The sequence below is a fragment of the Halomonas sp. TG39a genome (genome assembly GCF_000744395.1).
GTDB classification, from domain to species: Bacteria; Pseudomonadota; Gammaproteobacteria; order Pseudomonadales; family Halomonadaceae; genus Vreelandella; species Vreelandella ventosae_B.
Genome location: NZ_JQLV01000001.1, coordinates 1,295,788 through 1,319,659 on the forward strand (window position 1 = coordinate 1,295,788; position 23,872 = coordinate 1,319,659).

Annotated in this window: 22 protein-coding genes; 12 read left to right on the forward strand and 10 right to left on the reverse strand. The window is 55.0% G+C overall.

Features of this window, described 5'->3' with window-relative positions:
• Nucleotides 1-11 precede the first annotated feature (11 nt).
• The 5 genes from U738_RS05610 to uxuA all read left to right on the forward strand — a co-directional run bounded on the left by U738_RS05610 (nt 12) and on the right by uxuA (nt 5,600).
• Nucleotides 12-980, forward strand: coding sequence for a TRAP transporter substrate-binding protein (locus U738_RS05610; RefSeq protein WP_035578122.1), 969 nt, complete (start codon nt 12-14; stop codon nt 978-980).
• Nucleotides 981-1,075: 95 nt separating this feature from the next.
• Nucleotides 1,076-1,654, forward strand: a complete 579-nt coding sequence (locus U738_RS05615) for a TRAP transporter small permease (protein WP_035578123.1) — start codon at nt 1,076-1,078, stop codon at nt 1,652-1,654.
• A gap of 2 nt (nt 1,655-1,656) precedes the next feature.
• Nucleotides 1,657-2,937: a TRAP transporter large permease gene (locus tag U738_RS05620; protein ID WP_035578126.1), complete on the forward strand. Its 1,281-nt coding sequence runs from the start codon at nt 1,657-1,659 to the stop codon at nt 2,935-2,937.
• Nucleotides 2,938-2,942: 5 nt separating this feature from the next.
• Nucleotides 2,943-4,412, forward strand: coding sequence for a mannitol dehydrogenase family protein (locus U738_RS05625; protein ID WP_035578128.1), 1,470 nt, complete (start codon nt 2,943-2,945; stop codon nt 4,410-4,412).
• A 15-nt stretch (nt 4,413-4,427) separates the two neighbouring features.
• The gene (uxuA, locus tag U738_RS05630) at nt 4,428-5,600 is read left to right on the forward strand and encodes a mannonate dehydratase (RefSeq protein WP_035578129.1); all 1,173 of its coding nucleotides are present in this window, start codon (nt 4,428-4,430) and stop codon (nt 5,598-5,600) included.
• Between the two features lie 84 nt (nt 5,601-5,684).
• Here the strand turns inward: uxuA and U738_RS05635 are convergent, their stop codons facing one another.
• The 4 genes from U738_RS05635 to U738_RS05650 all read right to left on the reverse strand — a co-directional run bounded on the left by U738_RS05635 (nt 5,685) and on the right by U738_RS05650 (nt 10,074).
• Entirely contained in the window at nt 5,685-7,184 is a 1,500-nt protein-coding gene (locus tag U738_RS05635; RefSeq protein ID WP_035578131.1) for a sodium:solute symporter family protein, read from the reverse strand.
• 148 nt (nt 7,185-7,332) lie between these two features.
• On the reverse strand, nt 7,333-7,725 hold the full coding sequence (locus tag U738_RS05640; protein WP_035578133.1) for a RidA family protein: 393 nt from the start codon (nt 7,723-7,725) through the stop codon (nt 7,333-7,335).
• Complete coding sequence (locus U738_RS05645; RefSeq protein ID WP_035578135.1) at nt 7,722-9,209, reverse strand: N-acyl-D-amino-acid deacylase family protein; 1,488 nt, start codon at nt 9,207-9,209, stop codon at nt 7,722-7,724. Before U738_RS05645 ends, U738_RS05640 begins: the two co-directional genes overlap by 4 nt.
• Nucleotide 9,210: 1 nt before the next feature.
• Nucleotides 9,211-10,074 (reverse strand): MurR/RpiR family transcriptional regulator, encoded by an 864-nt coding sequence (locus U738_RS05650; protein ID WP_035578136.1) that lies wholly within the window; start codon nt 10,072-10,074, stop codon nt 9,211-9,213.
• A 111-nt stretch (nt 10,075-10,185) separates the two neighbouring features.
• Here U738_RS05650 and U738_RS05655 point away from each other — a divergent pair, with 111 nt between their 5' ends.
• Entirely contained in the window at nt 10,186-11,394 is a 1,209-nt protein-coding gene (locus tag U738_RS05655) for an amino acid deaminase (protein ID WP_035578137.1), read from the forward strand.
• 23 nt (nt 11,395-11,417) lie between these two features.
• Here the strand turns inward: U738_RS05655 and U738_RS05660 are convergent, their stop codons facing one another.
• The 5 genes from U738_RS05660 to U738_RS05680 form a co-directional block, all read right to left on the reverse strand.
• On the reverse strand, nt 11,418-12,095 hold the full coding sequence (locus U738_RS05660) for an HAD family hydrolase (RefSeq protein WP_092490850.1): 678 nt from the start codon (nt 12,093-12,095) through the stop codon (nt 11,418-11,420).
• An 8-nt stretch (nt 12,096-12,103) separates the two neighbouring features.
• Entirely contained in the window at nt 12,104-13,078 is a 975-nt protein-coding gene (locus U738_RS05665; protein WP_035578142.1) for a 2-hydroxyacid dehydrogenase, read from the reverse strand.
• 89 nt (nt 13,079-13,167) lie between these two features.
• Nucleotides 13,168-14,151: a sugar kinase gene (locus tag U738_RS05670; RefSeq protein ID WP_035578144.1), complete on the reverse strand. Its 984-nt coding sequence runs from the start codon at nt 14,149-14,151 to the stop codon at nt 13,168-13,170.
• A gap of 96 nt (nt 14,152-14,247) precedes the next feature.
• Nucleotides 14,248-15,264 carry a LacI family DNA-binding transcriptional regulator gene (locus U738_RS05675; RefSeq protein WP_035578147.1) on the reverse strand — a complete coding sequence of 339 codons (1,017 nt, stop codon included), beginning with the start codon at nt 15,262-15,264 and terminating at the stop codon, nt 14,248-14,250.
• Between the two features lie 100 nt (nt 15,265-15,364).
• Nucleotides 15,365-17,095 (reverse strand): HD domain-containing phosphohydrolase, encoded by a 1,731-nt coding sequence (locus U738_RS05680; RefSeq protein ID WP_035578149.1) that lies wholly within the window; start codon nt 17,093-17,095, stop codon nt 15,365-15,367.
• Nucleotides 17,096-17,471: 376 nt separating this feature from the next.
• Here U738_RS05680 and U738_RS05685 point away from each other — a divergent pair, with 376 nt between their 5' ends.
• The 4 genes from U738_RS05685 to U738_RS05700 all read left to right on the forward strand — a co-directional run bounded on the left by U738_RS05685 (nt 17,472) and on the right by U738_RS05700 (nt 21,714).
• A complete protein-coding gene (locus tag U738_RS05685) occupies nt 17,472-18,989 on the forward strand; it encodes an amidase (protein WP_035578151.1) in 1,518 nt (505 codons plus the stop codon).
• Between the two features lie 35 nt (nt 18,990-19,024).
• Nucleotides 19,025-19,864, forward strand: a complete 840-nt coding sequence (locus U738_RS05690; RefSeq protein ID WP_035578152.1) for a methyltransferase domain-containing protein — start codon at nt 19,025-19,027, stop codon at nt 19,862-19,864.
• Nucleotides 19,861-20,865, forward strand: coding sequence for a methyltransferase (locus U738_RS05695; protein ID WP_035578154.1), 1,005 nt, complete (start codon nt 19,861-19,863; stop codon nt 20,863-20,865). Before U738_RS05690 ends, U738_RS05695 begins: the two co-directional genes overlap by 4 nt.
• Nucleotides 20,866-20,985: 120 nt before the next feature.
• Nucleotides 20,986-21,714, forward strand: a complete 729-nt coding sequence (locus U738_RS05700; protein ID WP_035578156.1) for an SIMPL domain-containing protein — start codon at nt 20,986-20,988, stop codon at nt 21,712-21,714.
• Nucleotides 21,715-21,747: 33 nt separating this feature from the next.
• Here the strand turns inward: U738_RS05700 and greB are convergent, their stop codons facing one another.
• A complete protein-coding gene (greB, locus tag U738_RS05705) occupies nt 21,748-22,278 on the reverse strand; it encodes a transcription elongation factor GreB (protein ID WP_081899040.1) in 531 nt (176 codons plus the stop codon).
• A gap of 171 nt (nt 22,279-22,449) precedes the next feature.
• Between greB and U738_RS05710 the strand changes: the two genes are divergently transcribed.
• Together U738_RS05710 and U738_RS05715 are read left to right on the forward strand one after the other, a co-directional pair.
• On the forward strand, nt 22,450-23,109 hold the full coding sequence (locus U738_RS05710; RefSeq protein WP_035578159.1) for a tetratricopeptide-like helical: 660 nt from the start codon (nt 22,450-22,452) through the stop codon (nt 23,107-23,109).
• Nucleotides 23,110-23,181: 72 nt separating this feature from the next.
• A complete protein-coding gene (locus U738_RS05715; protein ID WP_035578161.1) occupies nt 23,182-23,871 on the forward strand; it encodes an NUDIX domain-containing protein in 690 nt (229 codons plus the stop codon).
• The last annotated feature ends 1 nt before the right edge of the window (nt 23,872 follow it).

Genomic DNA, 23,872 nt, shown 5'->3' on the forward strand with positions numbered 1-23,872 from the left:
GGAGAAAGACAATGATTAAACAACTGATCACCAGCGCTGTTCTTGGGGCCGCCATGCTAGGCAGCCACTCATTAATGGCGGCAGATTACACGCTGCGTTTTGGCCATTTAGCCAACGAGCAGAATATTTGGCACCAGGCCGCCGAGAAATTTAAACAGGAGGTCGAAGCGAACTCCGAGGGGCAGATTGAGGTGCGTCTCTACCCCAGTGAGCAACTGGGTAACGAGATGGACGTGATCAACAGTATCCAGCTAGGTACGGCGGATATGACGATCACCGGTGAAAGCTTACAGAATTGGGCGCCTAAAGCCGCGATGATGGCGGTTCCTTACGCCTTTCGAGATTCCGAACATCTTCATGCGGCGGTGAATGGTGATATTGGTGCTGAAATTGAAGCGCAAATCACTGAGCGTACTAACCTGGTGCCCTTGGCGTGGTTTGAGCGTGGGCCCCGTGAGCTGACCTCCAATCGTCCTATCCGAACGCCTGATGAGCTGGATGGGTTACGTCTACGCGTGCCGAACGTGCCGCTGTTCGTTGATACCTGGCAGGCAATGGGGGCACGTCCAACCCCAATGGCGTTTAGCGAAGTGTTCACCGCGCTACAGCAAAATACCCTGGAAGGTCAGGAGAACCCGCTTAGTCTGATCGAAAGCGCCAGCTTCAATGAGGTCCAGGACTACGTCAACATGACCGGCCATGTGCGCAGCTGGATCTATGTAGTGATTGGCCGTAACCAGCTGGAAAGCATGCCGGATGAGCTTCAGCAGGTGGTTCGTGATGCCGCCCAAACAATGCAAACGTATCAGGCCGAGCTTTTTGTTGATGACCAGGCACGTCTTGAGCAAGCGCTTCAGGAGCGTGGCATGGAGTTCGTGGAAGTCGACGTTGATGCGTTCGCAGAGAAAGCTCGCCCCGCCGTGCTTGAGGCCTTAACCGAAGAGCAGCGCGAACTCTTCGACGCTATCCAGGATTTGTAAGGTCGTATTTGCAGTGAATTGGTAATGGCGATGGGCTGGCATCTTGCTGGCCCATCTTCGAACTGCACATGCAGCTTGCCTATAAGGATACGGTTATGAACTCGGATCACAAAGCGCTTGAACAGGAAGCGTTGGATAGCCTGGATTCAATGTCGGCGGTGCCTAAGCTAAAGGGCCCCATCGGACGCGTGATTGGCTGGGTGGATAGGTGCTTTCTGACCTTGGCTGTTGTGGCACTTGTAGCGATTGCCGCCACGGTACTGCTGCAAATTTGTTCGCGGCTTTTTTTGCCGTTTTCGATAGCTTGGACCGAAGAACTTTCGCGCTATCTGTTTATTTATATGGTGGCGCTATCCGCTGGCGTGGTACTGCGCCAGAACCGCAACATTAGCGTCGAGCTTTTTCATCACCTGCTAGGGCCGCGTATGCAGGCGGCTTTTCAAGTGTTGATCTGTGCGCTGATTGGCCTGTTTGCCTTTCTGGTGCTGCCTTACGCTTGGCAGTATGCGCAAAACGGCGCCTGGCAGACCTCGCCCACGCTGCATGTTCCCATGCTGTATATCTTTTTCTCAACGGTAGTCACCTTTGCGCTACTCCTGGTTTACAGCTTACTAGGGTGTCTTGAGGGAATTATCGCAATGTGTCGCTCCTCTGCCTCCCTTCAGGAGTCGTAAGCATGGAAGTTATTATCCTCTTTAGCGTTTTCTTGGTTTTGCTGTTGGTGGGCATGCCCATTGCGTTTGCGTTGGGGTTAGCGTCGCTCTCTTATCTTCTGCTTGAAGGCATTTCATTAACCATTGTGCCGCAGCGTATGTATGCGGGTATCGATACCTTCGTGCTGCTGTGTATCCCCGGTTTCGTGCTGGCTGGCAATTTAATGAATGTGGGCAATATTACGGATCATATTGTGCGCTTTTCCAACGCTCTGTTAGGCCATATTCGCGGCGGTCTTGGCTTGGCCAACGTGGCCGGATCGATGATTTTTGGCGGTATCTCCGGTACGGCCGTAGCCGATTCCGCCAGCATCGGCTCGGTGATGATTCCCGGTATGGCGCGCTCGGGTTATGACAAGCCGTTTGCTGCTGCGGTTACCGCCGCCTCGTCAACCGTTGGGCCGATTATACCGCCCAGCGTACCGATGATTATTGCCGGTTCACTTAGCGGTATTTCGGTCGGGCGGATGTTCCTAGCCGGTGCAGTTCCGGGGCTTTTAATGGGCCTCGCCATGATGATCACGGTGTACATTCTGGCCGTTCGGCGTGGCTATCCAAAAGAGCAGCGGGTACCTTTTTTGCAACTGCTGCGCGAAGCCAAAACAGCCTTCTGGGCACTACTGATGACCGTGATTATTCTGTACGGCATTATTGGCGGGTTCTTTACCCCCACCGAAGCGTCCATTGTGGCTTGCCTGTATGCCTTGGTCGTGGGGATGTTTGTGTATAAAGGGTTGTCGTGGAAAAAGCTCCCGGCGATTTTGTCGGATACTGTATTAACCTCTTCGGCACTCCTGCTGATGGTAGGGTTGGCTAACTTGTTTGGCTGGATACTCACCAGTGAGCAGATCCCGCAGATGATCGCTGCGCTTATTCTCTCCATCAGCGATAACCCGCTCATTGTTTTACTTATTCTCAACCTGATTCTGCTATTTGTCGGCGCTTTTATGGAGACCATCGCCGCGCTGATTATTCTTTTCCCGGCCTTAGTGGGGGTAGCCACTGGCGTGGGTGTCGATCCGGTTCACTTTGCGGTGATCGCGGTGTTGAACCTGATGATTGGTTTAACCACACCGCCGGTAGGGGTATGCCTGTTTGTGGTGGCCGGCATTGGCAAAATTCCGATGTTGACCGTTGCCAGAGCCATCGTGCCCTTTTTGCTCTGCAACTTAGCGGTGCTGCTGTTGGTGACCTATGTCCCCGCGATTTCGCTTTGGTTGCCTAACTTGCTGATGGGAGAGTAGTGACTATGGACCAGCAACGTCTTGACGCCATGCCTAAAAGCGGCCAGATCGGGTTTGTCCATTTAGGCTTAGGCGCTTTTCACCGCGCCCATCAGGCTGTCTATTTAGAGCGCTATCGTCAGCGCAGCGGCGATACTGCCTGGGGTATATGCAGCGCTAACCTACGCGCTAGCATTGGTTTAGTCGATGGATTGAGCGCGGCTGGGCATCGTTATCATGTAGCAGAGTACGCTGATAGCGATAACATCACGCTGCGTGAAGTAGGCGTGATTGAAGAGACGCTGTTCTCGGGCCGTGATGGCGCGGGTAACTGGAGCCGCGACAGGGAGGCTTTGCTGGTGCGAATGGCTTCTGCGGATACCCGTATCGTTACTTTAACGGTGACCGAAAAGGGCTACTTTCTAAACCCCGCCAACGGTGAACTAAGAGTCGATGACCCGATGATCATCGGTGATATAGCTTCGCCCCAACAGCCGCGTACTGCCCCTGGGCTATTGGTGGAAGCGTTAGCTAGGCGGCGCGAGACAGGCATAGCCCCCTTTACCGTGCTCTCTTGCGACAACATGCCGGATAACGGTAAGCGAACACGTCAAGCGGTGATGCAACTGGCCGAACATCGAGACGCAGAATTGGCCAGCTGGATCGCCAATAAGGTGGCATTTCCCTGCAGCATGGTGGATCGCATTGTGCCCGCGATGACCGACGCGGACTTCGGGCGTTTAGCGGCACTGGACGTTACTGATCCCAATGCGGTGGTATGTGAGGCTTTCTCTCAGTGGGTAGTGGAGGATCACTTTCCTATGGGGCGCCCAAGCTGGGAAGCCGAGGGCGTTGAAATGGTCGCCGATGTGGCGCCGTTTGAAACCATGAAGCTACGCATGCTGAATGGCAGCCACTCTTTACTCGCTTACCTGGGCGCATTGGCGGGCATTGAAACCGTGTTTGACGGCGTCAATCACGCCGAACTTCGCGCGCTACTGCGTCGTTATATGCTTGAAGAGGCGGCGCCTACCCTTGAGTTGCCCGCAGGAATCGATTTAGACGCCTATGCCGACTCGCTGCTGGCACGCTTTGCTAATGACAGCCTGCGCCATCGCCTGCAGCAAATCGCCATGGATGGCAGCCAAAAGCTCCCGCAGCGCTGGCTCTCCGGCGCACTAAAACGCAGCGCCGCTGGTCAATCATCGCCTTGCGTGGCGTTGGGGATGGCGGCCTGGATTCGCTATACCGCAGGCGAAGATCTGCTTGGGAATCGTTACACCGTCGACGACCCGTTGGCCGCGCGGTTTGCCTCGCTGCACCAAGCACAGGGTTCCGATAGCGCTGCACTAGTGGCTGCCTTTTTGGCTATGGACGATGTGGTGCCGAGGGAACTGGCAGCGAATAAGGGATTTGTCCAGGCGGTGGTGGTCGCCTATCAGACGTTGACCCATGATGGGCTGCGCGGGGCGCTCGCGGCGCTTGATCACAACTAATATAAGGAGATCCCAATGGAGCATACTTGGCGCTGGTTCGGCCCTAATGATGCGATTAGCCTAGAAGAGATCCGCCAGACAGGCGCTACCGGTATCGTGACGGCACTGCATGAGGTGCCCAATGATCAGGTTTGGTCGGTCGAGGCGATTCGTGAGCGCCAGCAAATGATCCAAGCGGCTGGTCTGACATGGTCGGTGGTGGAGAGTGTGCCGGTACATGAGTCGATTAAAAAAGGCTTGCCCGAACGTGACGGGTTAATTGCCACCTACTGCCAGACCCTGCGCAATTTAGCTGCCTGTGGCGTCGATACTGTTTGCTACAATTTCATGCCTGTCCTTGATTGGACGCGCACCGATCTGACCTATGAGCTATCCGATGGCGCTTTGGCGCTGCGCTTTGAGCAGGTGGCGTTTGCAGCTTTTGACTTGTATCTGCTTCAACGCCCTGGTGCTGAGAACGAGTACAGTACCGAGGAAAAAAGTCAGGCAGCTCGCTATTTAGACGGGTTGGATAAAGCCCGTCGTGACAAGCTGGTCAATACGCTGATCGCTGGGCTACCGGGCGCCGAAGAGCACTACACCCTTGAGCAGTTTCGCACTGTATTGGAAGGGTACGCTGATATTGACGCCGCCAGGCTGCGGGAAAACCTTGGCTACTTTCTGCAGGCGGTGATTCCGGTGGCAGAAGAGGTGGGTGTCCGAATGGCTATCCACCCGGATGACCCACCGCGGCCACTGCTGGGCCTGCCCCGGGTTGTGTCGACGCGGCAGGATGCCCAATGGATTGTCGATCACGTGCCCAGCCCGGCCAATGGCTTGACGTTTTGCACAGGCTCTTACGGTGTTCGTGACGATAATGATTTGGTGGCGATGGCCCGCCACTTTGCCGCGCATATACACTTTATTCATCTACGCGCCACGCAGCGTGAAGCGGATACGCTCTCTTTCCACGAGGCGCCGCACTTGGCCGGCGATGTGGATATGGTGGGGGTGATACATGCCTTGGTGGAGGAAGAGCGGCGACGCGAACGAGAGGGCGGGGCGCGCTTACCACTGCGCCCGGATCATGGTCACCAACTGCTTGATGATCAACGACGCAATACGGCTCCCGGCTACCCGCTTTATGGCCGTATGCGCGGCCTTGCCGAACTGCGCGGTGTGGAGTTGGCAGTGCGGCAGTTAACCTAATTACCTATCAAGACACTACCTTCATATAGAAACCCCCGCTGATTGATTCAATCAGCGGGGGTTTTGTGTACGAATGGCTAACCGTTAGCGCGAAGTAGACGGCGCTTCTGCACCGGTCAGTGTCGGCTCGGGCACTTGCTCCATACGTTTACGTTCTTGGTCAAGAATCGCCAGGGCCTGGGCAGAAGTGACGCGGGAAGCGGGTGTTGCCAGGCTGACGACCACACCGGCTACCAGCGCTACTAGCACCGCGGGGATGCTGGGGTTACCCCAGAAGGCTGTCCAATCGCTATTGGCGATAATCGTCAAGGAAGTCACCGACGCGCAAATAAGCGTCGCAATAGCGCCCTGCCAATTATAACGTGGCCAGAAGCGGCCCAGCATGGCGCTGACAAACAGCCCTGAAAGAATCGTCGAGATCATGCGGGTGATGTAGGTGATCACATTGTCCGAGGCGAGTGCGAACAGCAGCGCCAAGCCTATGGTAGCCACCAGCGCAATACGCGAGAAGCGCACCACGTTACGCGCGGATGGCGTGCGGCCCGTGGCCAGCACATAGAGATCTCGAATCAGGGTGGAAACACCGGCGATGGCATCGGAGCTGGCGCTGGACATGGTGGCGGAGAGGCCCGCTACCAATAGCAGCAATCCTAACCCCAGCGGCATAATTTCAGTCGCCAAAAAAGGGAAGGCGTAGTTGCTATTGTCGAGCCCAGGATTAAGCGCGTGGGTGGCCATACCGATAATCGCGGGGATAATCGAGAAGCCCAGGTATAGCACGCCGGTGATTAAGAACGAACGGCGTACCGACTTGACTGATTCGCCAGAGTATATACGTTGGCGGAAAGAGGGCGTTGCCAGCACACCAATAGCGATAACAGCCGCCAACGATAGTGCCGGGAGCGCGCCTATTTGACCAATACCTAAAAAGCTAGTGGCGCCCGCATCCATACCCTCCGTAAGACCTGGGAGGCCGCCCACCTCTATCAGCGCCAATATTGCCATTAAAATAAAGCCCGCGAAGAGCACAACGGCTTGAATAGTATCGGTCCAGATAACCGCAAAATAACCGCCGACGACGCAGTAGATGCCGAAGCCCAGTGCCACCAAAATACGCGCCGTGGTCAGGTCGATGCCCGCCATCCAAGAGAGGTAGAGACCGCCACCCAGAATGTGCGCACCCAGCCAGCCGATGCAGGCGATATAGATAAGTAGCGCGACAACGTTGCGCACCAGCCGGTTAGCGCCGACGTAATAGGCCAGTTCTTCGCTCATGGTCATAAAACGAAACTGACGTACTGGGGCAAAACAGACCGCGAGCAGTAAAATACCCACTGCGCCGCCAAGCCCGTATAAAGCACCGGCCCAGCCGTTGGCGTAACCAAAGCCGACGGCGCCCATACTGGAGCCGGTGCCGACCATGGTCGCGACGGTGGTGCCCACGGTTAAAAAGAGCGGCACGCTTCGCCCGCCAAGTAGAAAGTCGTCACCGCTACCGCGCTTATGCCTGGACACCCACCAGCCAAACGCGATCATGGCGACAATGTAGAGCACGAAGGTAATAAGGAATAGTTGACTGTTCATGTTAACCTCTTGTCGTTGTGTATCCGGCCGTTGCCGCGGCCGAAGGTAGGCAATGGAAGCGATTACCGCGGGGCTTTATTATCCTAATCACGCGGTAATCTGGCGCTGCGCCCTTGCCGGGGCGCGGCGCTTTTTTTAGAGCCGGTGTTTAAACGCGATCCGCTCTGAAACACTTCACGTCAACTTCTACTTTGCAATCCACCACTAGGTCTTGAACGCTACAGATACGTGCCGGTGGGTTGTCGCCAAAGACCTCCTTAAACACCTTGTTGAACGAGGTGAAATAGCGCGCATCGGTGAGCACGGTGGTGACATGTACGACGTCTTCAACGCCATACCCGGCTTCCTGCATAATGGCCAGGCAGTTGTCGAAGGCGAGGCGGGTCTGCTCCACAATGCCGCCTTCCACCACTTCGCCATCGGTCATCGGCGTTTGGCCAGAGACGTATAGCCAGCCACCTGCTTCTACGGCGCGCGCAAAGGGCAGCTTCTGACCGCCGGTGCCTACGCCGCCTTCGGTGCCGTATCGAGTAATACTCATGGGGTTTGCTCCTGGTTGGGTTGTGAGGGAGTGAGGGTTTGAGAAATACGCGCTGTTCTGCGCAGCATTCGGCCAGCGCGTTGGTCGGTAATCGCGCCTTGGTAGTAGGCGAGCTGGCCGTTCACCACGACCATATCGATGCCCTTTGCGGCGGCGATAGGAGTCTCGTAATTCGCGGTATCTTCCAGCACCGCGAGATCAAACAGGGTGAGATCTGCGTAAGCACCGATGCGGATCACGCCGCGATCGGTTAAGCCAAAATTGGCCGCCGAGAGGCTGGTCATTTTGCGCACCGCTTCTGCCAGTGGCATTAAATTTAAATCGCGACTGTAGTGGGCCAGTACACGCGGGAATGCACCCCAAAGGCGCGGATGTGGATGCGGATCGTTCGGCAGGCCATCAGATCCCACCATGGAGAGCGGGTGCGCTAACACCTGCTGCATATCCGCTTCGCTCATGTTGTGGTAAACCGCGCCCGCAGGCTGTAGCTGCTTGGCAGCTTCTAGCAGCGATAAACCCCACTCAGCGGCGATCTCTTTGAGTGGGCGGCGTGCTTGCTCTGGGTGGGGCTGAGACCAGGTAATGGTGATCTCAATCTCGTGCGTGACCTGGCCCAAATCGAGGGTGGAAGAGCCCGCGGTGTAGGGGTAGCAGTCGCAGTGGGCATGCTGATGCTGTGCGGCCGCTTCCAACTTGCTCAGCGCCTTACCCGCTCCTCCCCAGTTGCCTGCCCCAGCGCATTTCAGGTGCGAGATGACTAGCGGCACCTTGCCCTCCCGCGCAGTGGTAAAGGCTTCATCCATGGCACCCAGTAAACCCGCAAATTCATCGCGAAGATGAGTGGTATAGACACCGCCTGACTCCCCAACAGCCGCCACCAGTGGCCCCATTTCGCTGGTGGGCGCCTGAATCGCATTGCGATAGGCAAGCCCCGAGCTAAGCCCTAACGAGCCCTCACTCAGCGCTTGGCGTAGCAGAGCCTCCATCGCGGATATTTCTTGCTGTGTGGCGGGGCGGGCAAAGCTGTCCATTACCTGGCTGCGTAGGCTGGTATGCCCCACCAAGGCGGCGACGTTAATACTTGGCGTAGCGGCGTCTACGGCGTTGGCATAGTCAGCGAAGCTGGGATAACGAAAGTTTTCTAGATTGCCCAATAGATTCATTGGGTCGGGCACTTCGTCAGCAAGCGTTACAGGGCTTGCGCTAATACCACAGTTACCTACTACCACTGTGGTTACCCCTTGGGTCAACTTCGGCAGCATCTCGGGGGTACGAATGACGTTGGTATCGTCGTGGGTGTGGACATCGATAAAGCCAGGGGCCAGATAGCGCTCTTGGGCGTCAATGATAGTGGTGGCAGTGGCGTCGGGCATATCGCCGATGGCGCAGATACGTTCGCCCTGAATAGCTACATCGGCACGAAAATGGGCAGCGCCTGAGCCATCCAGCACGTTGGCATTACGAATCAGTAAGTCGTAAACCATCTTAATCTCCTAGAGGCTGGCGGTTATCACCACCGCGATGGTCATCCAGACTCAGCTTGAGGCGGCGCAATTTAGTCCGCGAGCGCTCGCGGTGGCGCATGGCGAGTTCAAGCGCTAATACATCGATAACGGCGAGCATCGCGTAGCGGGAGGCGGAAGGATGGAAAATGAAGTCGGTTTCGCGGGAGGTCACTGGCAGCACGATATCGGATGTGTCGGCTAGCGGAGAATTCATCGCGGTGATCGCAATCACCTTAGCGCCGTACTGCTTGGCAATCTGAGCAGACTCCACCATTTCAGGGGTGTAGCCGGTGGCGGAGAGTACAACCACTACATCTTCGGGCTCAAGGGTGGATGCCACCATGCGGGGCAACAGTGCTTGCGGGTAAGCACTGATCGCATAGCCAAGGCGTACCAAACGAAACTGGAGCTCCTGGCTAAGCATGCTGGAACCGCCGCCAGCACCAAACACCAGTATCTGGCGGGCTTTATCTAGCTGTTCAACCGCGCCTGCTACGTCGGCTTGGGCAAGTAGGTCACGGTTAAGCGCCAGGGTTTGGGTGGCAATGTCATACACCACGCTTGAGTTGTCTTCTGGCGTTGCTTCTTGAATAAAACGACGGCCAGCAGCTAAGGCGCGGGTTAAGCGTGTTTTTAAGTCGCGCACGTTAGTACAGCCGATGGCGCGGGCAAAGCGGGTGACGCTGGCGTCGCTCACCCCGGCGCGCTGGGCAATATCACCGATGCTGGCTTCGGTAACAAACTCAATGTCAGCGAATATCAGCTCAGCAACTTTCTTTTCAGCGTCGCGCAGCGCGGCAAAGTCAGTGGTAATGCGTGACAAAATGTCAATTTCTTGGCTCACCGTGGACTCCTATGATTGCCTTCCTTAGAAAATATGTTAGTTTCTAACTTGAAGTCAATGCTTGTGAAAGTAACTAACATGCGTGCTTTACGCTAAAGAGGAAATGGGCGAATGCAGACAATGGCGTTAGCGTTGGACAAAGGTGGTATCGAAGTGGGGCCCAATATGCTGTCCGGTGTCAGCCTGCCCGCCGCGGTGGTGCATGAAGGCCCGCTGGCGCATAACATCGAGTGGATGCAACGCTTTGCGGAAGCCCATGGTGCCCGTTTGGCCCCTCACGGCAAGACCACCATGACCCCGGCACTTTTCCATCGCCAGCTTCAGGCGGGTGCGTGGGGCATCACCCTGGCGACGGCGCCCCAGTGTCGTGCGGCCTTTGCTAATGGTGTTACCCAGCTATTAATGGCTAACCAATTAGTCGGTCAGGCTAATATGGCCATCATCGCTAGCCTGATTGAGCAGGGCGCGACGTTTTACTGTGTGGTTGACAGTCAGGAAAACGTGCGCCAGCTCGGGCGTTTCTTTGCTGAGCGTGATTTGAATTTGGCGCTACTTATTGAGGTGGGTGTCACCGGTGGCCGTTGCGGCTGCCGCAATAAGCAGCAGATTCTCTCGCTGGCGGAGACAATTGCTAATGAGCCAGCGCTTTCCCTGGTGGGGCTAGAGGGCTATGAAGGTGTGGTTCACGGGGATAACCCTGAATCTGGCATTCGTGCTTATGCTCAATACCTGGTGGATGTTGCAGTAGAGCTCGAAGCTGCTGGACGCTTTGCGGAGGAAAACCCGATCGTAACGGCCTCAGGTTCTGCCTGGTATGACGTGATTGCGGAAGCCTTTCAAGGCGCGCCGCTACAGGGTCGTTTTACCCCGGTGCTAAGGCCTGGGTGCTATGTGGTCCACGACCATGGGCTCTATCGTGAAGCGCAGTCCGCCGTGCTAAACCGTCGACCAGATTTGCACCAGGGGCTTGAGCCTGCCCTGGAAGTTTTTGCCCAGGTGCAGTCGCTGCCTGAACCTGGACTGGCTATTGTGGCCCTAGGTAAGCGTGATATTGGTCATGACCAGTTACCTATTGCGCTACGTCGGTTCCGGGAAGCAGGTGACCCCGCGCAGCCCTTGTCGGTGGGTGGTTGGGAAGTGACGAAAATCATGGATCAACATACATTCGTGCGGCTTCCCGATGAGGCGCAGGACGTTGAGGTGGGTGATATCGTCGCATTTGGCGCCTCTCATCCGTGTTTGACCTTTGATAAGTGGCGCCAGCTATTGCTCGTCGATGATCAATTAAACGTTAAAGAGCGCTTGGTGACCTGCTTTTAAAAATCGCCCGCGCCTTCCCGCCGCTAAGCGGTAGTGGCTGTCGCTAAGCGTAAGATTGCCGCGGGCAGCTCGCTGGCGTGGTGAATACCCACCGCGCCTTCGGGCGTGCTTTCTTCATTCGGAAAGTGGTTGAGATGAATCACATGCATGCCTGCCGCTAGCCCCGCTTCCACACCCACTGCCGCATCATCGATCACAACACACGCTTGTGGTAAGTAGCCCATGGCAGTGGCTGCTTTTCGATACAGTTCTGGGTCGGGTTTCCAGACGTTGAGGGTATAGGCGCTAAACAGCCTGTCGGCAAAATGGTGGCCTAGATCAGTGCTTTCCAGGGCGCAGCGAATTTTGCGCTCAGGGCCATTGGATACCACGGCCTTGGGATGGCTGCTTAGCTGTTCCAGCGCATTGGACATGCCGGGTATTGCCACTAGTTCGGCACGCATCCGGGCTTCCATACGGGTTCGCATACCTGCTTCAAGCTGGGAAAACGTGTCTTCTTCCAATGCCTGAAAACGGCTTTCTAGCGTTTGCACGATGGTCTGGAAACGTACCCCGCGAAATTCATCCATATATTGCCGTGCTGAGAAAGGTAAGCCGAACTCAGGAAGAATGTCGCCCATCACCTCGGCAAGCAGTATTTCGCTATCCACCAGGGTGCCATCGCAGTCAAACAGCAGGCAGAGAGGTGTGGCCGTGTTCATCGCAGAGTTCATTGATAGGCGTCCTCGTTGACTAAGCTAATCGGCCGCTTGCCCTGAAGCGCTAGGCGAATATTATCCACCGCCCGCTGGGCCATGGCGTCGCGGGTTTCATGGGTAGCAGAGCCGATATGGGGCAGGGCGACGACATTGGCCATCTTCGGCAGCGGTGACGAAGCGGGTAGTGGCTCCTGCTCAAAGACATCCAGCCCGGCCGCGTGAATAACTCCGTTCTCCAGTGCGTGTATCAAGGCGCGCTCATCGACCACTTTGCCGCGGGCAATATTGATAAAAATGCTGGAAGGCTTCATCAGCGCGAACTCTTGGGTACCGATCAAATGCTCGGTTTCGGCGGTAAGCGGTACAGTGACACAGACGAAATCGGCCTCGGCCAATAGCTCGCTGAGTTCGCGGCGCTGCGCGCCAAGTTCACTCTCTAAATCGGGCTTGGGTGAAGCGTTGGAGTAGAGCACCTGCATGCCAAAGCCTAGCGCACCGCGCCTGGCAACGGCTTGACCAATGCGTCCAAACCCCACCATGCCCAGTGTTTTGCCGTGTACATCGCTGCCAAACAGTGCGGGGCCAATGCTGGCTTGCCATTCACCGGCTTTCACCCACTCGGCTAGTTCAACCACCCGGCGCGCCGCGGCCATGATCAACGCAAAGCCGGTGTCGGCGGTGGTTTCGGTAAGCACATCAGGCGTATTGCACAGCATAATGCCGCGCTTAGTCAGTTCATCAACAGGGATGTTGTCGTAGCCAACCGAGATGGTGGCGATGACTTTCAAGTTGGGTGCTGCGTCCAGCAACTGGGGAGTGATCGCCAAGCCGGAGCCGATAATGCCTTGAGCGTCAGCTAACAGCGCGCGATTTTCAGGGGCATCAAGCGCGGTGGTCTTCGGCAGTACGTCTACCTCAAACAAGTCATTAAGCGCCGCTAGTTGGGCGTCGCTGAGTCGTCCTTGAACCACTAGGCGTTTTTTCATTGTTATCTCCTGGGTAAAAGCCTGTTATTAAAGGTCGTTTATTAAAAGCCATATATTAAGAACCATATACTAAGAACATCGGAGGCGAATTAGGCAGAGGGTTGCTCTGCTTCAAGCGCTTGTAACCGCTTGCGATTAGGAAGGCCTTCCATATCACCAATGACTTGAATTGCCTGAGCGCCGATTAGATTTCCCCGCTGGGCGGCTTGGCGTGCTGTAAAGCCATCAAGCAGGGCGCTAATCACTCCGACGGCAAAGCCATCGCCTGCGCCCACGGTATCCACCACCTCAGCGACAGGGCAACCGCTGACTGTAAAACTCTCCTCTTGCCCATCCAGATTGCCACGATAATAGCTGCCCTCCGGCCCCAGCTTGATGATCACCGCGGAGGCGCCTTGATCCAGATAGTAGCCTGCTATGTCGTAAGGTGTCTTCTGCCCGGTGAGCAGCTGGCCCTCGGAAAGCCCTGGTAGAACCCAGTCAGCACGGCCGGCAAGTTCATTGAGGGTCGAACGCATAACACTCTCGCTGGGCCAAAGTGATGGTCGCAAATTAGGGTCAAAGGAAATAGTGGCGCCATGGGCGCGGGCCTGTTCCATCAAATGATGGCTCAGCTGGCAGGCGCTTTCAGATAACGCCGGGGTAATGCCCGTCGCGTGAAGGTGTTTCAGCGCCTGAAAGTCGACACTCTGGGCGTCGTCAATAGTAAGGTGGCTGGCGGCACTGCCACGCCTGAAATACTCGACTCGCGGGTCGGCGCCGTCTTGGGCGCGCTCTTTAAAAAGCAGCCCGGTGGGGTGCTGGGCATCGGCGTGGATATAGCGGTCATCGATACCTTCCTCTGTTAATGCCGCCTGGATAAAACCTCCAAAGCTATCGGTTCCCACTCGGCTTAACCAGCCGACGTGAAAACCTAGCCTTGAGAGGCCGATAGCGACATTGTTATCGGCACCGGCCAAGCGTCGGTGGAAACGCTCAATGCTGGATAAGTCGCCCGGCGTATCCGCCACAAACATGGCCATGGCTTCGCCAAAGGTGAGAATTTCGGGTGGGCTAGAGATGGAGTGGGGCATGGTCGATACTCTCTTTGTGCTGTCTTGGTGCTGTTTGTTGTCATTCAATGGGAACGATACCATTTTTGCGACTCTTTTCTAGCGGTGCCTTAAAAATTAGCGCTGGGTGGAGCCTCGTTCAATCAGGCTAGGGGCAAAACTTACCGTGGTCGGCATTGCCGATGTATGCGGCGCAATGCGATGCATCAAGCACTCAACCGCCGTTTTGCTGATCGCATCGGTGGGCTGGGCAAGCGTGGTAATGCCGGGGGAGACTAAGGCGCACCAATCGAGCTCGTCGATTCCCATCAAGCCTACCTTGCCAAGCGTTAAGCCCAACTGCTGAAACAGGCGGGTCACTGCTAGGGTGGCGGTGCCGTTACCACACAAAACCGCGCAGGCGTGCTGTTGATGGGCGGCTAAAAAGTCGCTTAGCGTTTGCTGCGCTGCCGTGCCATTTGGGGCGGCGAGTAGTAATGTCGCGTTATGCAGACCTCGCTGCTCGGCAGCTTGGTGAAAGCGGGACAAACGCCTTTGCCGTGTGCTTGATTGTTCAGGCGCTTCGCTAACATACAGCACGGCTTGGTAGCCCTGACCGGCTAAGTATTTGAGCGCCATATCAATGGCTAGGTGATTATCGAGCCCGACCACTTCCGCCTCTACATGGTCGACTTCCCGGTCTAGCAACACGATGGGTGTCCCCAGACTAATAAAGGTGTGCAGTTGGCGTTCTGGGTTGCCGGACGCATTGACCACGAGACCTTCCACTTGATAGGCGCCAAGCAGGTCTAAGTGCTGGCGCTCCTGTTCCGGGTCATTGTCGGTATTACACACGACCAACGAGTAGCCGTATTGGCGGCACGCTTGCTCAACACCGTGGGTGATGGCCACTGAAAATGGATTGCGGATATCGGCGACCAGCATGCCGATCAATTTAGATCGACCACCTTTTAAGCCGCGTGCCATTTGATTTGGCTGGTAGCCAAGGGTGCCTGCCGCATGGGCTATGCGCGCCTGAAGTGAAGGCGAGAGCCGGTCACGCTCTTCGCCAAAATAGCGCGAAACGCTGGTTTTAGAGGCGCCAGCGAGACGGGCTACTTCAACAATGGTGGAGCGACGTGAGATAGACGACATAAACCACTTAAAGTAATGGTATCGGTTCCATTTTGAGCAATCACTTATTACTTAGCAACGACCTTTTGAAGGTAGCTATGTTTGAGAACGGTAAGCCTAGCTATGCTTTTTTCATGCTGACATTATAATCGCTAGGGTTGACCGTCCCCTCGAGTCGACCAATCTGGTTAAAGTCGTTACTGAACAGCACTGTATCAATGGACGTATCCCTAAAAGCCAAATTTTTAACAACGTCTACCTTACAAGGCATGCCCTTTGCATCTACATCCACAATCCAGGCTAGAAAACCGTTTGAAAACTTAGCCAGGCTGCCGATAGGGTAAAGGCCAAAGTGTTGGATATACTCGACCAACAATGACTTTTCATATTTCTCTGGACGGCTATTAACCCACCGGTAAGCATCCAGAGGTTGCTGTGGGTGTTGCCCATTGCGTTCATGTGTCAGCTTGTTGATTATTTTGATAACACTCATTAAGCGAACAACTTCTGATAGCGCCTCTGCTTGCATTCCCGTGGGGTAGCCACTGCCATCGAGCCTTTCGTTTGCATTGAGGATAATGTCGCTGCACGTTGGGCTAGGTGTCCAGTCGAGAACCGACAGTTTTTTGCTAAGGGCATGTACATGCTGCTTGAGTATCTCCGCGTGTGGCGGTGACATGTGTATTTTCAGTGAGGGCAACTGCTCACTAATGAGCAGTGGTTTGCCCATGGTATGAAGCAAGGCGCCCGCTACTGCTTCCCGCGTTTTGTAGGCGTAGGGGTCGCGGCTAATCAGCATCATGGCGAGCTGGCTACCCACTTGGATGGCGTGGCGTACCCACTCCGGCTCATCGTGCAAATACGTCAGGGCATACTGTAGGGCTTTGCGGTCATGGTTGACCATATACAGGATGCTATCCACGCACTCATATAAAATTTCTGCTGGTAATAAATGTTTATTTTTCATAAACATCAACATGATTTGGAGCTGCTGGGCTATTTCGAGGACGCCTCGCAGTAAGGGGGTATGTTGCGCACTTACTAGCTGGTCATGCTCTTCTTGACGCTGCATTTTTTTCTCTTTCGCATCGGCTATAAACAGTTTTGATCTTGCCCGCGCGTTATGTTGAGTACCCGAGCGTAAAGCGGCCTCAAATTCAGCTTCAGCAACGTAATGGAACAGCGTTTCCGTTGCGGCGGGGCTCATATCAATGAACTCTATGCCAACGGCGGCATGACCATGATTGCCAAAAGGGCGCATATGACGTATGCGGCCTTGGGTACTAAATGCCTCTCCATTTGGAAATTTTAGCGTTACGCCTGGAAGTATCTGATCGACAGAAAGCGCAATGCTGTCTTCTAGGCGCACATCCACCATACAGCCACCCACTGAAAGGTTTCGTATTTTCCCCTCTATATTGAGCTCGTGGGCAAACACTTCCAGGTAAACGCGGGCGTGCATGCCAAGAACAAAAGGGACTCTTAATGCACCACGGTTATCAGAGGAAAAAATGGAGTTGGGTAATTGGCACGTTAGGTGGTAAGTGTGGGTGTCTATTTGAATAATATGAGCAGGAACGTGCTCGATATTATAAATTTCTTCAGCATCATGCCCATGCCGCGAAGCCTCTATATCAAACGATATGGTGTCGTTATTTAGGTAAGGAGACAGCGAAAGACCCGCGTACTTTATCTCTAACGTAATTTTTCTATTATCGGGCTCAACTTTAATAGCTGTCGCCGCTATGGATTGGGCAGCTTCCTTAGAAAAAATCGTAATGGTGTGGTCTTTATCGAACAACGATTTCATTATTTGGCTGGTAGTATTTTGAATGGCTGTGTCGATAAGCATGTCAATCCCACCTTTTGTATTGTTTTTGTAAAGTTAGGTGATTTTATTTGTCGATTTTTAGTAAGCACCTGTCGGGAATGTGTATAAAATATCTGCCAATAAACTATCAGTTTATTAGCTAGTATTCCGAAAGCATTTGCAAACACATATCAATTTATTTTGTTTATCATGAAATGTTCCTTGATAGCCTTTTTGTTGTGGTGGCGTGGGCTTAGGTGACATTGAAAACCAGTACTTGCTGAGCATGGTCAATGTTTTTGGGCAAAAATGGCTACCAGCGTTAGATGGTGGGGCTAAGGGGCATGTTGCTGGAGTGCTGATAGGCACGATATGTATGCTGTCTGCTAGGCTGGGAAAAAAATATGAGGCGACTACCATGCATCTTGACGAGTACCAGCAGTATGACGCGGTGGGCTTGGCCGAGCTGATTTGCCGCCGTGAAGTCAGTCGGGATGAGGTGTTGGAAGCTGCCCTAACGGCTATTGAGAAACTTAATCCTGCCTTGAACGCTGTGGTACGAACGCGTTATGAGCGTGCCCGGCAAGAGAGTCAAAAACTCCCGGCTGATACTCCGTTCGGTGGGGTGCCCACCTTAAGTAAAGACCTTTTAATGGGGCTGGCCGGTGAGCCGCTGGCCTTTGGTAGTGCGTCGCTGGCGAAATGGTGCCCCAAGGAAGATGCGTTACTGATTCAGCGTGCAAGAGCTGCTGGCTTGGTATTCGTAGGGCAGACAGCCACCCCTGAGCTTGGTTTGATGGGGATTACTGAGCCGAAAGCTTATCCGCACCCCCAAAACCCGTGGCGGGCTGGGTACTCCCCTGGCGGTTCCAGCGGTGGCGCCGCGTCAGCAGTGGCCGGCGGTATCGTGCCGATGGCCCTCGCTGGGGACGGTGGAGGTTCTATTCGCATTCCTGCCAGTTACTGTGGATTGTTTGGCTTTAAACCTTCGCGTGGACGGATTCCCCTTGCGCCTGCCCATGGTGAGGTATGGCAAGGTGCGGTCATTGAGCATGCCGTGACGCGTAGCGTACGTGATAGTGCCTCTCTCCTTGAACAGATCAACGGTATGGCGGCGTCGGGGCCCTACCCGGTGCCGAGGGAAACCGGCTATGTGGCAGCGTTGTCAGTTCCGCCTCCACCGTTGCGCATTGCCATCTCGCTGGGCGAGCCACTAAGCCAAGGCCTGGGAACGACGTTAAGTTGTGAGGTTCGCTTGGCGGTTGAGAAGGCGGCTGTGGCGCTGGCAGCGATGGGTCATGAGGTCGAGTGGTGTGACCCGCCCGTTGATGGAGAGGCGCTAGCCGATAGTTATCTCACCCTATATTTGGGCCATTTGGCCGCGGACCTGGCTTGGGTTAGTCAGCAAACCGGGATATCTGTCCGCAAGCTCGATATTGAGCCTTCAACCCGCGCCATTGGACGATTGGGAGCAAAGCTCTCCGCGCGGGATTACGAATTGGCGAAACGTTACTGGCATATGGCGGCCGAGCAGATGAGCCTGTTTCATCAGCGCTATGATGCACTGGTGATGCCAGTAGCCGCTGATTCAGCCCCAAAGATTGGCGAGCTATACCCTTCAGAAGCGCGAGAGCGGATGATGAGCCTGTTGGCGATCCCGGGGGTACCATCGTTGGCGTTGAAGGCGGGGATGCTAAAACGTTTGGCGGTAGACGCGCTCAGCCGTACGCCGTTTACCCAACTAGCCAATCTTACCGGGCAGCCTGCCATGTCAGTGCCTATGCATATTGGGGGCAATGGCTTGCCGGTTGGTGTTCAGGTGGTGGGCCGCCTTGGGCAGGACAAGCAACTGCTTCAGCTCGCTGCTGCCATGGAACAGCACGATGATTGGCAACACTTCTTACCCCCGCAGGCGTTCCACGCGCAAGCAGGGTAAACTACGCCGCTTTGATGCGACGCTTGGTCTTATGCATGCACCCCAACGATAAATTAATAAATCCCGAATTTAAAAACTATCAATTAACCCAGGCTGGCGATCGCTATTTTGACGGGTTAGTCGATAAGTTTTCGCGTTCGCTCTATCAAGCGCCGCGTGGCGAGCTGCGTTTAGCAATGCTGGACTACCTGTTGCCGCAAATGCTTACTTTGAGCCGCCAGAAAGTGCTCGATGTCGGTGGTGGCCTGGGCCAACAAGCGGCATGGTTTGCTGAGCGGGGCCATAGCGTTGTGATGGCGGAGCCCTCAGCAGATATGCTGGATTATGCGAAAACCTGGCACCAGGGTACTAAGACGTTGCCGGAAGCGGCGCTCACTTATCTGCAGGCGCCCCTGCAAGAACTGGCCGATCAGGCCCCTGGCCCATGGCTTTTAATCACTTGCCACGCAGTGTTGGAATGGCTGGGCGATCCTCAGACAGCGCTAGCTACTTTGAGTCAGTTACTGGCACCGGGCGGCCAGTTGAGCTTGATGGTGTTTAATCGCGATGCACTGCGCTTTTCCAACGCGGTCAAAGGCAATCTGGAGAAGGCGTTGAGTGACCGCTTAGCGGGGAAGGGCAAACGCCAACGATTGACGCCTATTTCGCCCGTTAGCCACGCGGAGATTGAACAGTGGAGCGCAGAGAGCGGTTTGCGAATAGACGCCGTTGCCGGTATCCGCGTCTTTCAAGATTACTTACGCCAACCACCCGCCACGCCAGCAGAAAATGCCACGCTGCTGGCGCTGGAAAAGCAGTACTGTCGCCAAGACCCCCACTGGCGCCTGGGCCGTTACCTACTTTACACATTAACTAAACCGGAGTTCGCTGAATGAGTGCCCAAGCACCCGCATGCCAGCTGTTAGAGCGTCAAAATGATACCTATACAGCGCTGTGGGCCATTGGCCCACCCACTGATAGCTGGCTTATCGATCAATCGATGGGCGTGATCAGTGGTGACTTAGACGTACTGCGTGAGTGGCAGGCGAAAGGCAAGCAGGCCCGAACGCCTTTTGACTTGGCGGCGGGGGAGCCCTTAAGCAAAGAGATTGTGCTGTTTTGGCCGAAGGCCCACCAACTGGGAATTTGGTGGCTCAAGTGGCTATGTGAACAGCTACCCGAAGGCACACCCATTGAAATTGTCGGTGAACACCAAGGGGGGATCAAACGCGTTCCCAAGATGCTTGATGAGCTGGGTATGCCTTGGGATAAGCGCGACAACGCCCGGCGCTGTTCACTCTTTGCCACCCAAACCGTTGCATTGGATTCGACTAGCGATAGCGCTTGGCAGCAATTCGAGACATTAGGACTGACGCTGAACAGTCACCCGGGCGTTTTTGGTCACGGCAAAGTCGATGAAGGCACGCTATTACTGTTGGAGAGTTTGGAAAGTAGTTTGCCGAAAAAACCGCTCAAAGTGCTGGATATGGGCTGTGGCGACGGCATCATTAGCGCCTGGTTGGCTCAGCGTGGTCACCATGTGACTGCTGTGGACGTTAGCGCCTTTGCAGTGGAGGCGTGTAAGCGCAGCTTAGCAGCCAATGGACTAGCGGGGCGGGTACTCTGCAGTGATGTTTTTAGCGCCCTTGAAGGTGAGCAGTTTGACTGGATCGTCAGCAATCCGCCGTTCCATAAAGAGCGCGATATTAGCTATGGTCCCAGCCAACGCTTGATTAGCCAAGCGCCCGAGCACCTAAACACAGGTGGGCGTCTAGTCATTGTTGCCAATGGTTTTTTACCCTATCCAGATCACTTGCAGCGGGCGTTTCAGGATTTCCAGACCCTGGCGGATAATCGTCGCTTCAAGGTTTACGGTGCGATTAAGTCAGGGCGTTAGAGCTAACGCATAGATATTTCCTCAAACTTGCCACAATCAGCCGCCGACGACCCTACCTTTAAGGGCTATGATGCAAATAAGTAGTCGTTAATTTAACGAACGTTAGTGGGAGTGGCCGAAATGGCGGGAAACATTCGTAATACAGCGGTATTGGGCAGCGCTATTTTGCTGGGCGGGCTGCTGGCGCTGGGGCTGGTATGGAGCGGTAGTTATATCAAGGGCGCTGCGGAAGTATGGCAGCAGTCGTCACGTAGCGTCACGGTGCGAGGTTTAGCTGAGCGAGAAGTACCTGCTGATTTGGTGCTGTGGCCGTTCAACTACAGTGTCAGCGCCAACAGCTTGGGCGACCTTGAGCAGCAGTTGTCCAGGGATGAGCAGGCGATTCGCGATTTTCTTGAGGCCCAGGGCTTTGCCCCAGAGCATGTTAGCTCGACACCGCCACGAATTACCGATCAATTTAGCAACCAATACGGCGGTCAGCGCCCGGATGAACGCTACCGTGCCGAAGCGACGCTGCTACTGCGCTCCCCCAATGTTGAGGGCGTAATTGAGGCGATCCCTAGTGCGACGTCACTGGTGCGCGAGGGTGTACTGCTCTCGCCAAGCTATGAGTACCGTACGGAGTTTCTATTTACCGGTCTTGACGCGATCAAGCCCGAAATGATCGCGGCAGCCACTGCTGATGCGCGCAACGCCGCACAGCAGTTTGCCGAAGACTCCGGTAGCCAAGTGGGCCAAATTCGCCAAGCAACACAAGGCTACTTTTCCATCGAAGACTTGGATAGCTACACGCCGCAAACCAAGCGTGTCCGCGTTGTCACCACGGTAGACTATGCCTTACAAGATTAGGTGCAGCAGGATTAAGTGTTAAAGGAGCAGCAGTTAGGCGGTGTAATCGATGGCGGTGATGGTATAAAACGTATCACCGTTAGGCGTGAGCACCTTTGCTTCATCACCCACTTGTTTACCCAGCAGTGCTTTGGCCATGGGCGCATCGATACTGATCCAGCGCTTTTTGGTGTCGATTTCGTCGTGGCCCACAATTCTAAGATGCACCTGCTCGCCGTTGCCATCTTCCAGGCTGACATACGCACCGAAAAACACCTTGCTGGTGTCAGCGGGTAGGCGGTCAACGATTTGCAGTTCGTCCAAGCGTTTTGTCAGGTAGGTGGTCCGGGCAATAACGCGGTTCAGCTCTTTTTTGTTATAGGTGTAATCGGCATTTTCACTGCGGTCACCCTGGGCGGCTGCTTCGCCGACCTTCGCTGAAATAGCCGGACGTTTAACCCGCGAGAGGTGATCTAAAATAGCGCGCAAGCGGGCCGCCCCTTCTGGCGTAATCAGGTTGCTCTTAGGGGCTTGACGCGGATCTTTGGCTGGATCGCGCCAGCGGGTCATGTTGCGGCCTTTCATTACCTGTTCCCCATTATGTTTCGAGCTATCTACCTTACGTTAATTGCGCCAAGCAACCAAGCAGCATGCCGCTGATGAATCATTCAAACGTTCGTTAGATTTTTTGCTATATTGGGGGAGAGGCCCGCCATGGGTGGGTATAAGCCGGACAACAATAATTTAGGAGCAACTATGCGAACGCCCTCTTTTTTATCTATCTCTTTACCACGCTCATTAATTGCCGCCGCCATTGGCAGCGCGCTGGTGCTGTCGCCGCTAGCCGCTTCGGCCTTTGAAAGCGAGCTCTTCTCGCTGAAAAACAGGTGGGAGCATAGCGTGGCGGAACTGCCCGACAACGAGCGGGAAAGCACGTTAAAAGCATTGGCGGGTGAAGCGAAGCAGTTAGCCGAGCAGTACAGTGACGAAGCTGATGTATTGGTCTGGGAAGGGATCGTGCTGGCCTCCTATGCTCGTGAGCGCGGTGGCTTAGGCGCGTTAGGCACCGCTGGTGATGCGCGCGAGGCGCTGGAAAAGGCGATTGAAATCGACCCTCAAGGGCTGAATGGCTCGGCTTACGTCACGCTAGGCGCGCTCTATGATCGTGTTCCAGGCCGTCCGCTTGGTTTTGGCAATAGCGATACCGCTGAACGCATGTTCCAGCGTGCTCTGGAAATTCGTCCGGACGGTATTGATGTGAACTACTATTATGCCGCCTTTTTGCAAGAGGAGGGCAACGGGCAGGCCGCCCGTGAGCACGCCCAGCGGGCGGTTAACGGTACCGCCCGCGATAACCGACAACTCTCTGATGAGGCGCTGCGCCGCGATGCCGAGGCGTTGCTTAATCAGCTTTAATCCTTCCGCTGAATTGGCATTCCCGGTGGCAAGCATTGATAATAGAGCGATTATCACCACCGGGAGTGCCGCATGTCGACGAGTCCCACTGCCCCATCGCTTAGCGTTCCGCCGTTAAAGCTCGACGATGTTGAGCTGCACAAGCGTGAGACGCTGCACCAGGGGTTTTTCCGTTTGGAAGCGTTAGAGCTTCGCCACCGGCTATTTGAAGGCGGTTGGAGCGAACCTATGCGGCGTGAAGTGCATAATCGCTTTGATGCGGTGGGCGTACTGCTGTACGACCCCGAACGCGACTCACTGGTGCTTATTGAGCAGTTTCGCGCTGGCGCTATTGATGACGCCATATCGCCCTGGAAATTGGAAATCGTCGCCGGTTTGGCAGAAAAAGATGAATCGCTGGAAGACGTGGCGCGTCGCGAGGCGTGGGAAGAGGCCGGTTGTAAAGTGGCCCAACTGACCAAACTTCACACTTATTATCCCAGTCCTGGCGCCTGCAACGAGCAAGTGACACTGTTTTGTGGTTTGGTAGATACCCAAGGCTTAGGCGGGATTCATGGCTTAGACGAAGAGCATGAGGACATTCGTGTTCACGTGGTGTCTTTTCCAGATGCCTGGGAACTCTTAACCCAAGGACGACTCGACAACGCCATGTGTTTGATTGGGCTACATTGGCTGAATAACCAGCGAGCGTCACTGCGTGCCGCCTCTCAGCGCGCGGTAACGAAAAGCGAAACGACGCAAAGCGAAACAGATAAGGAGTGAT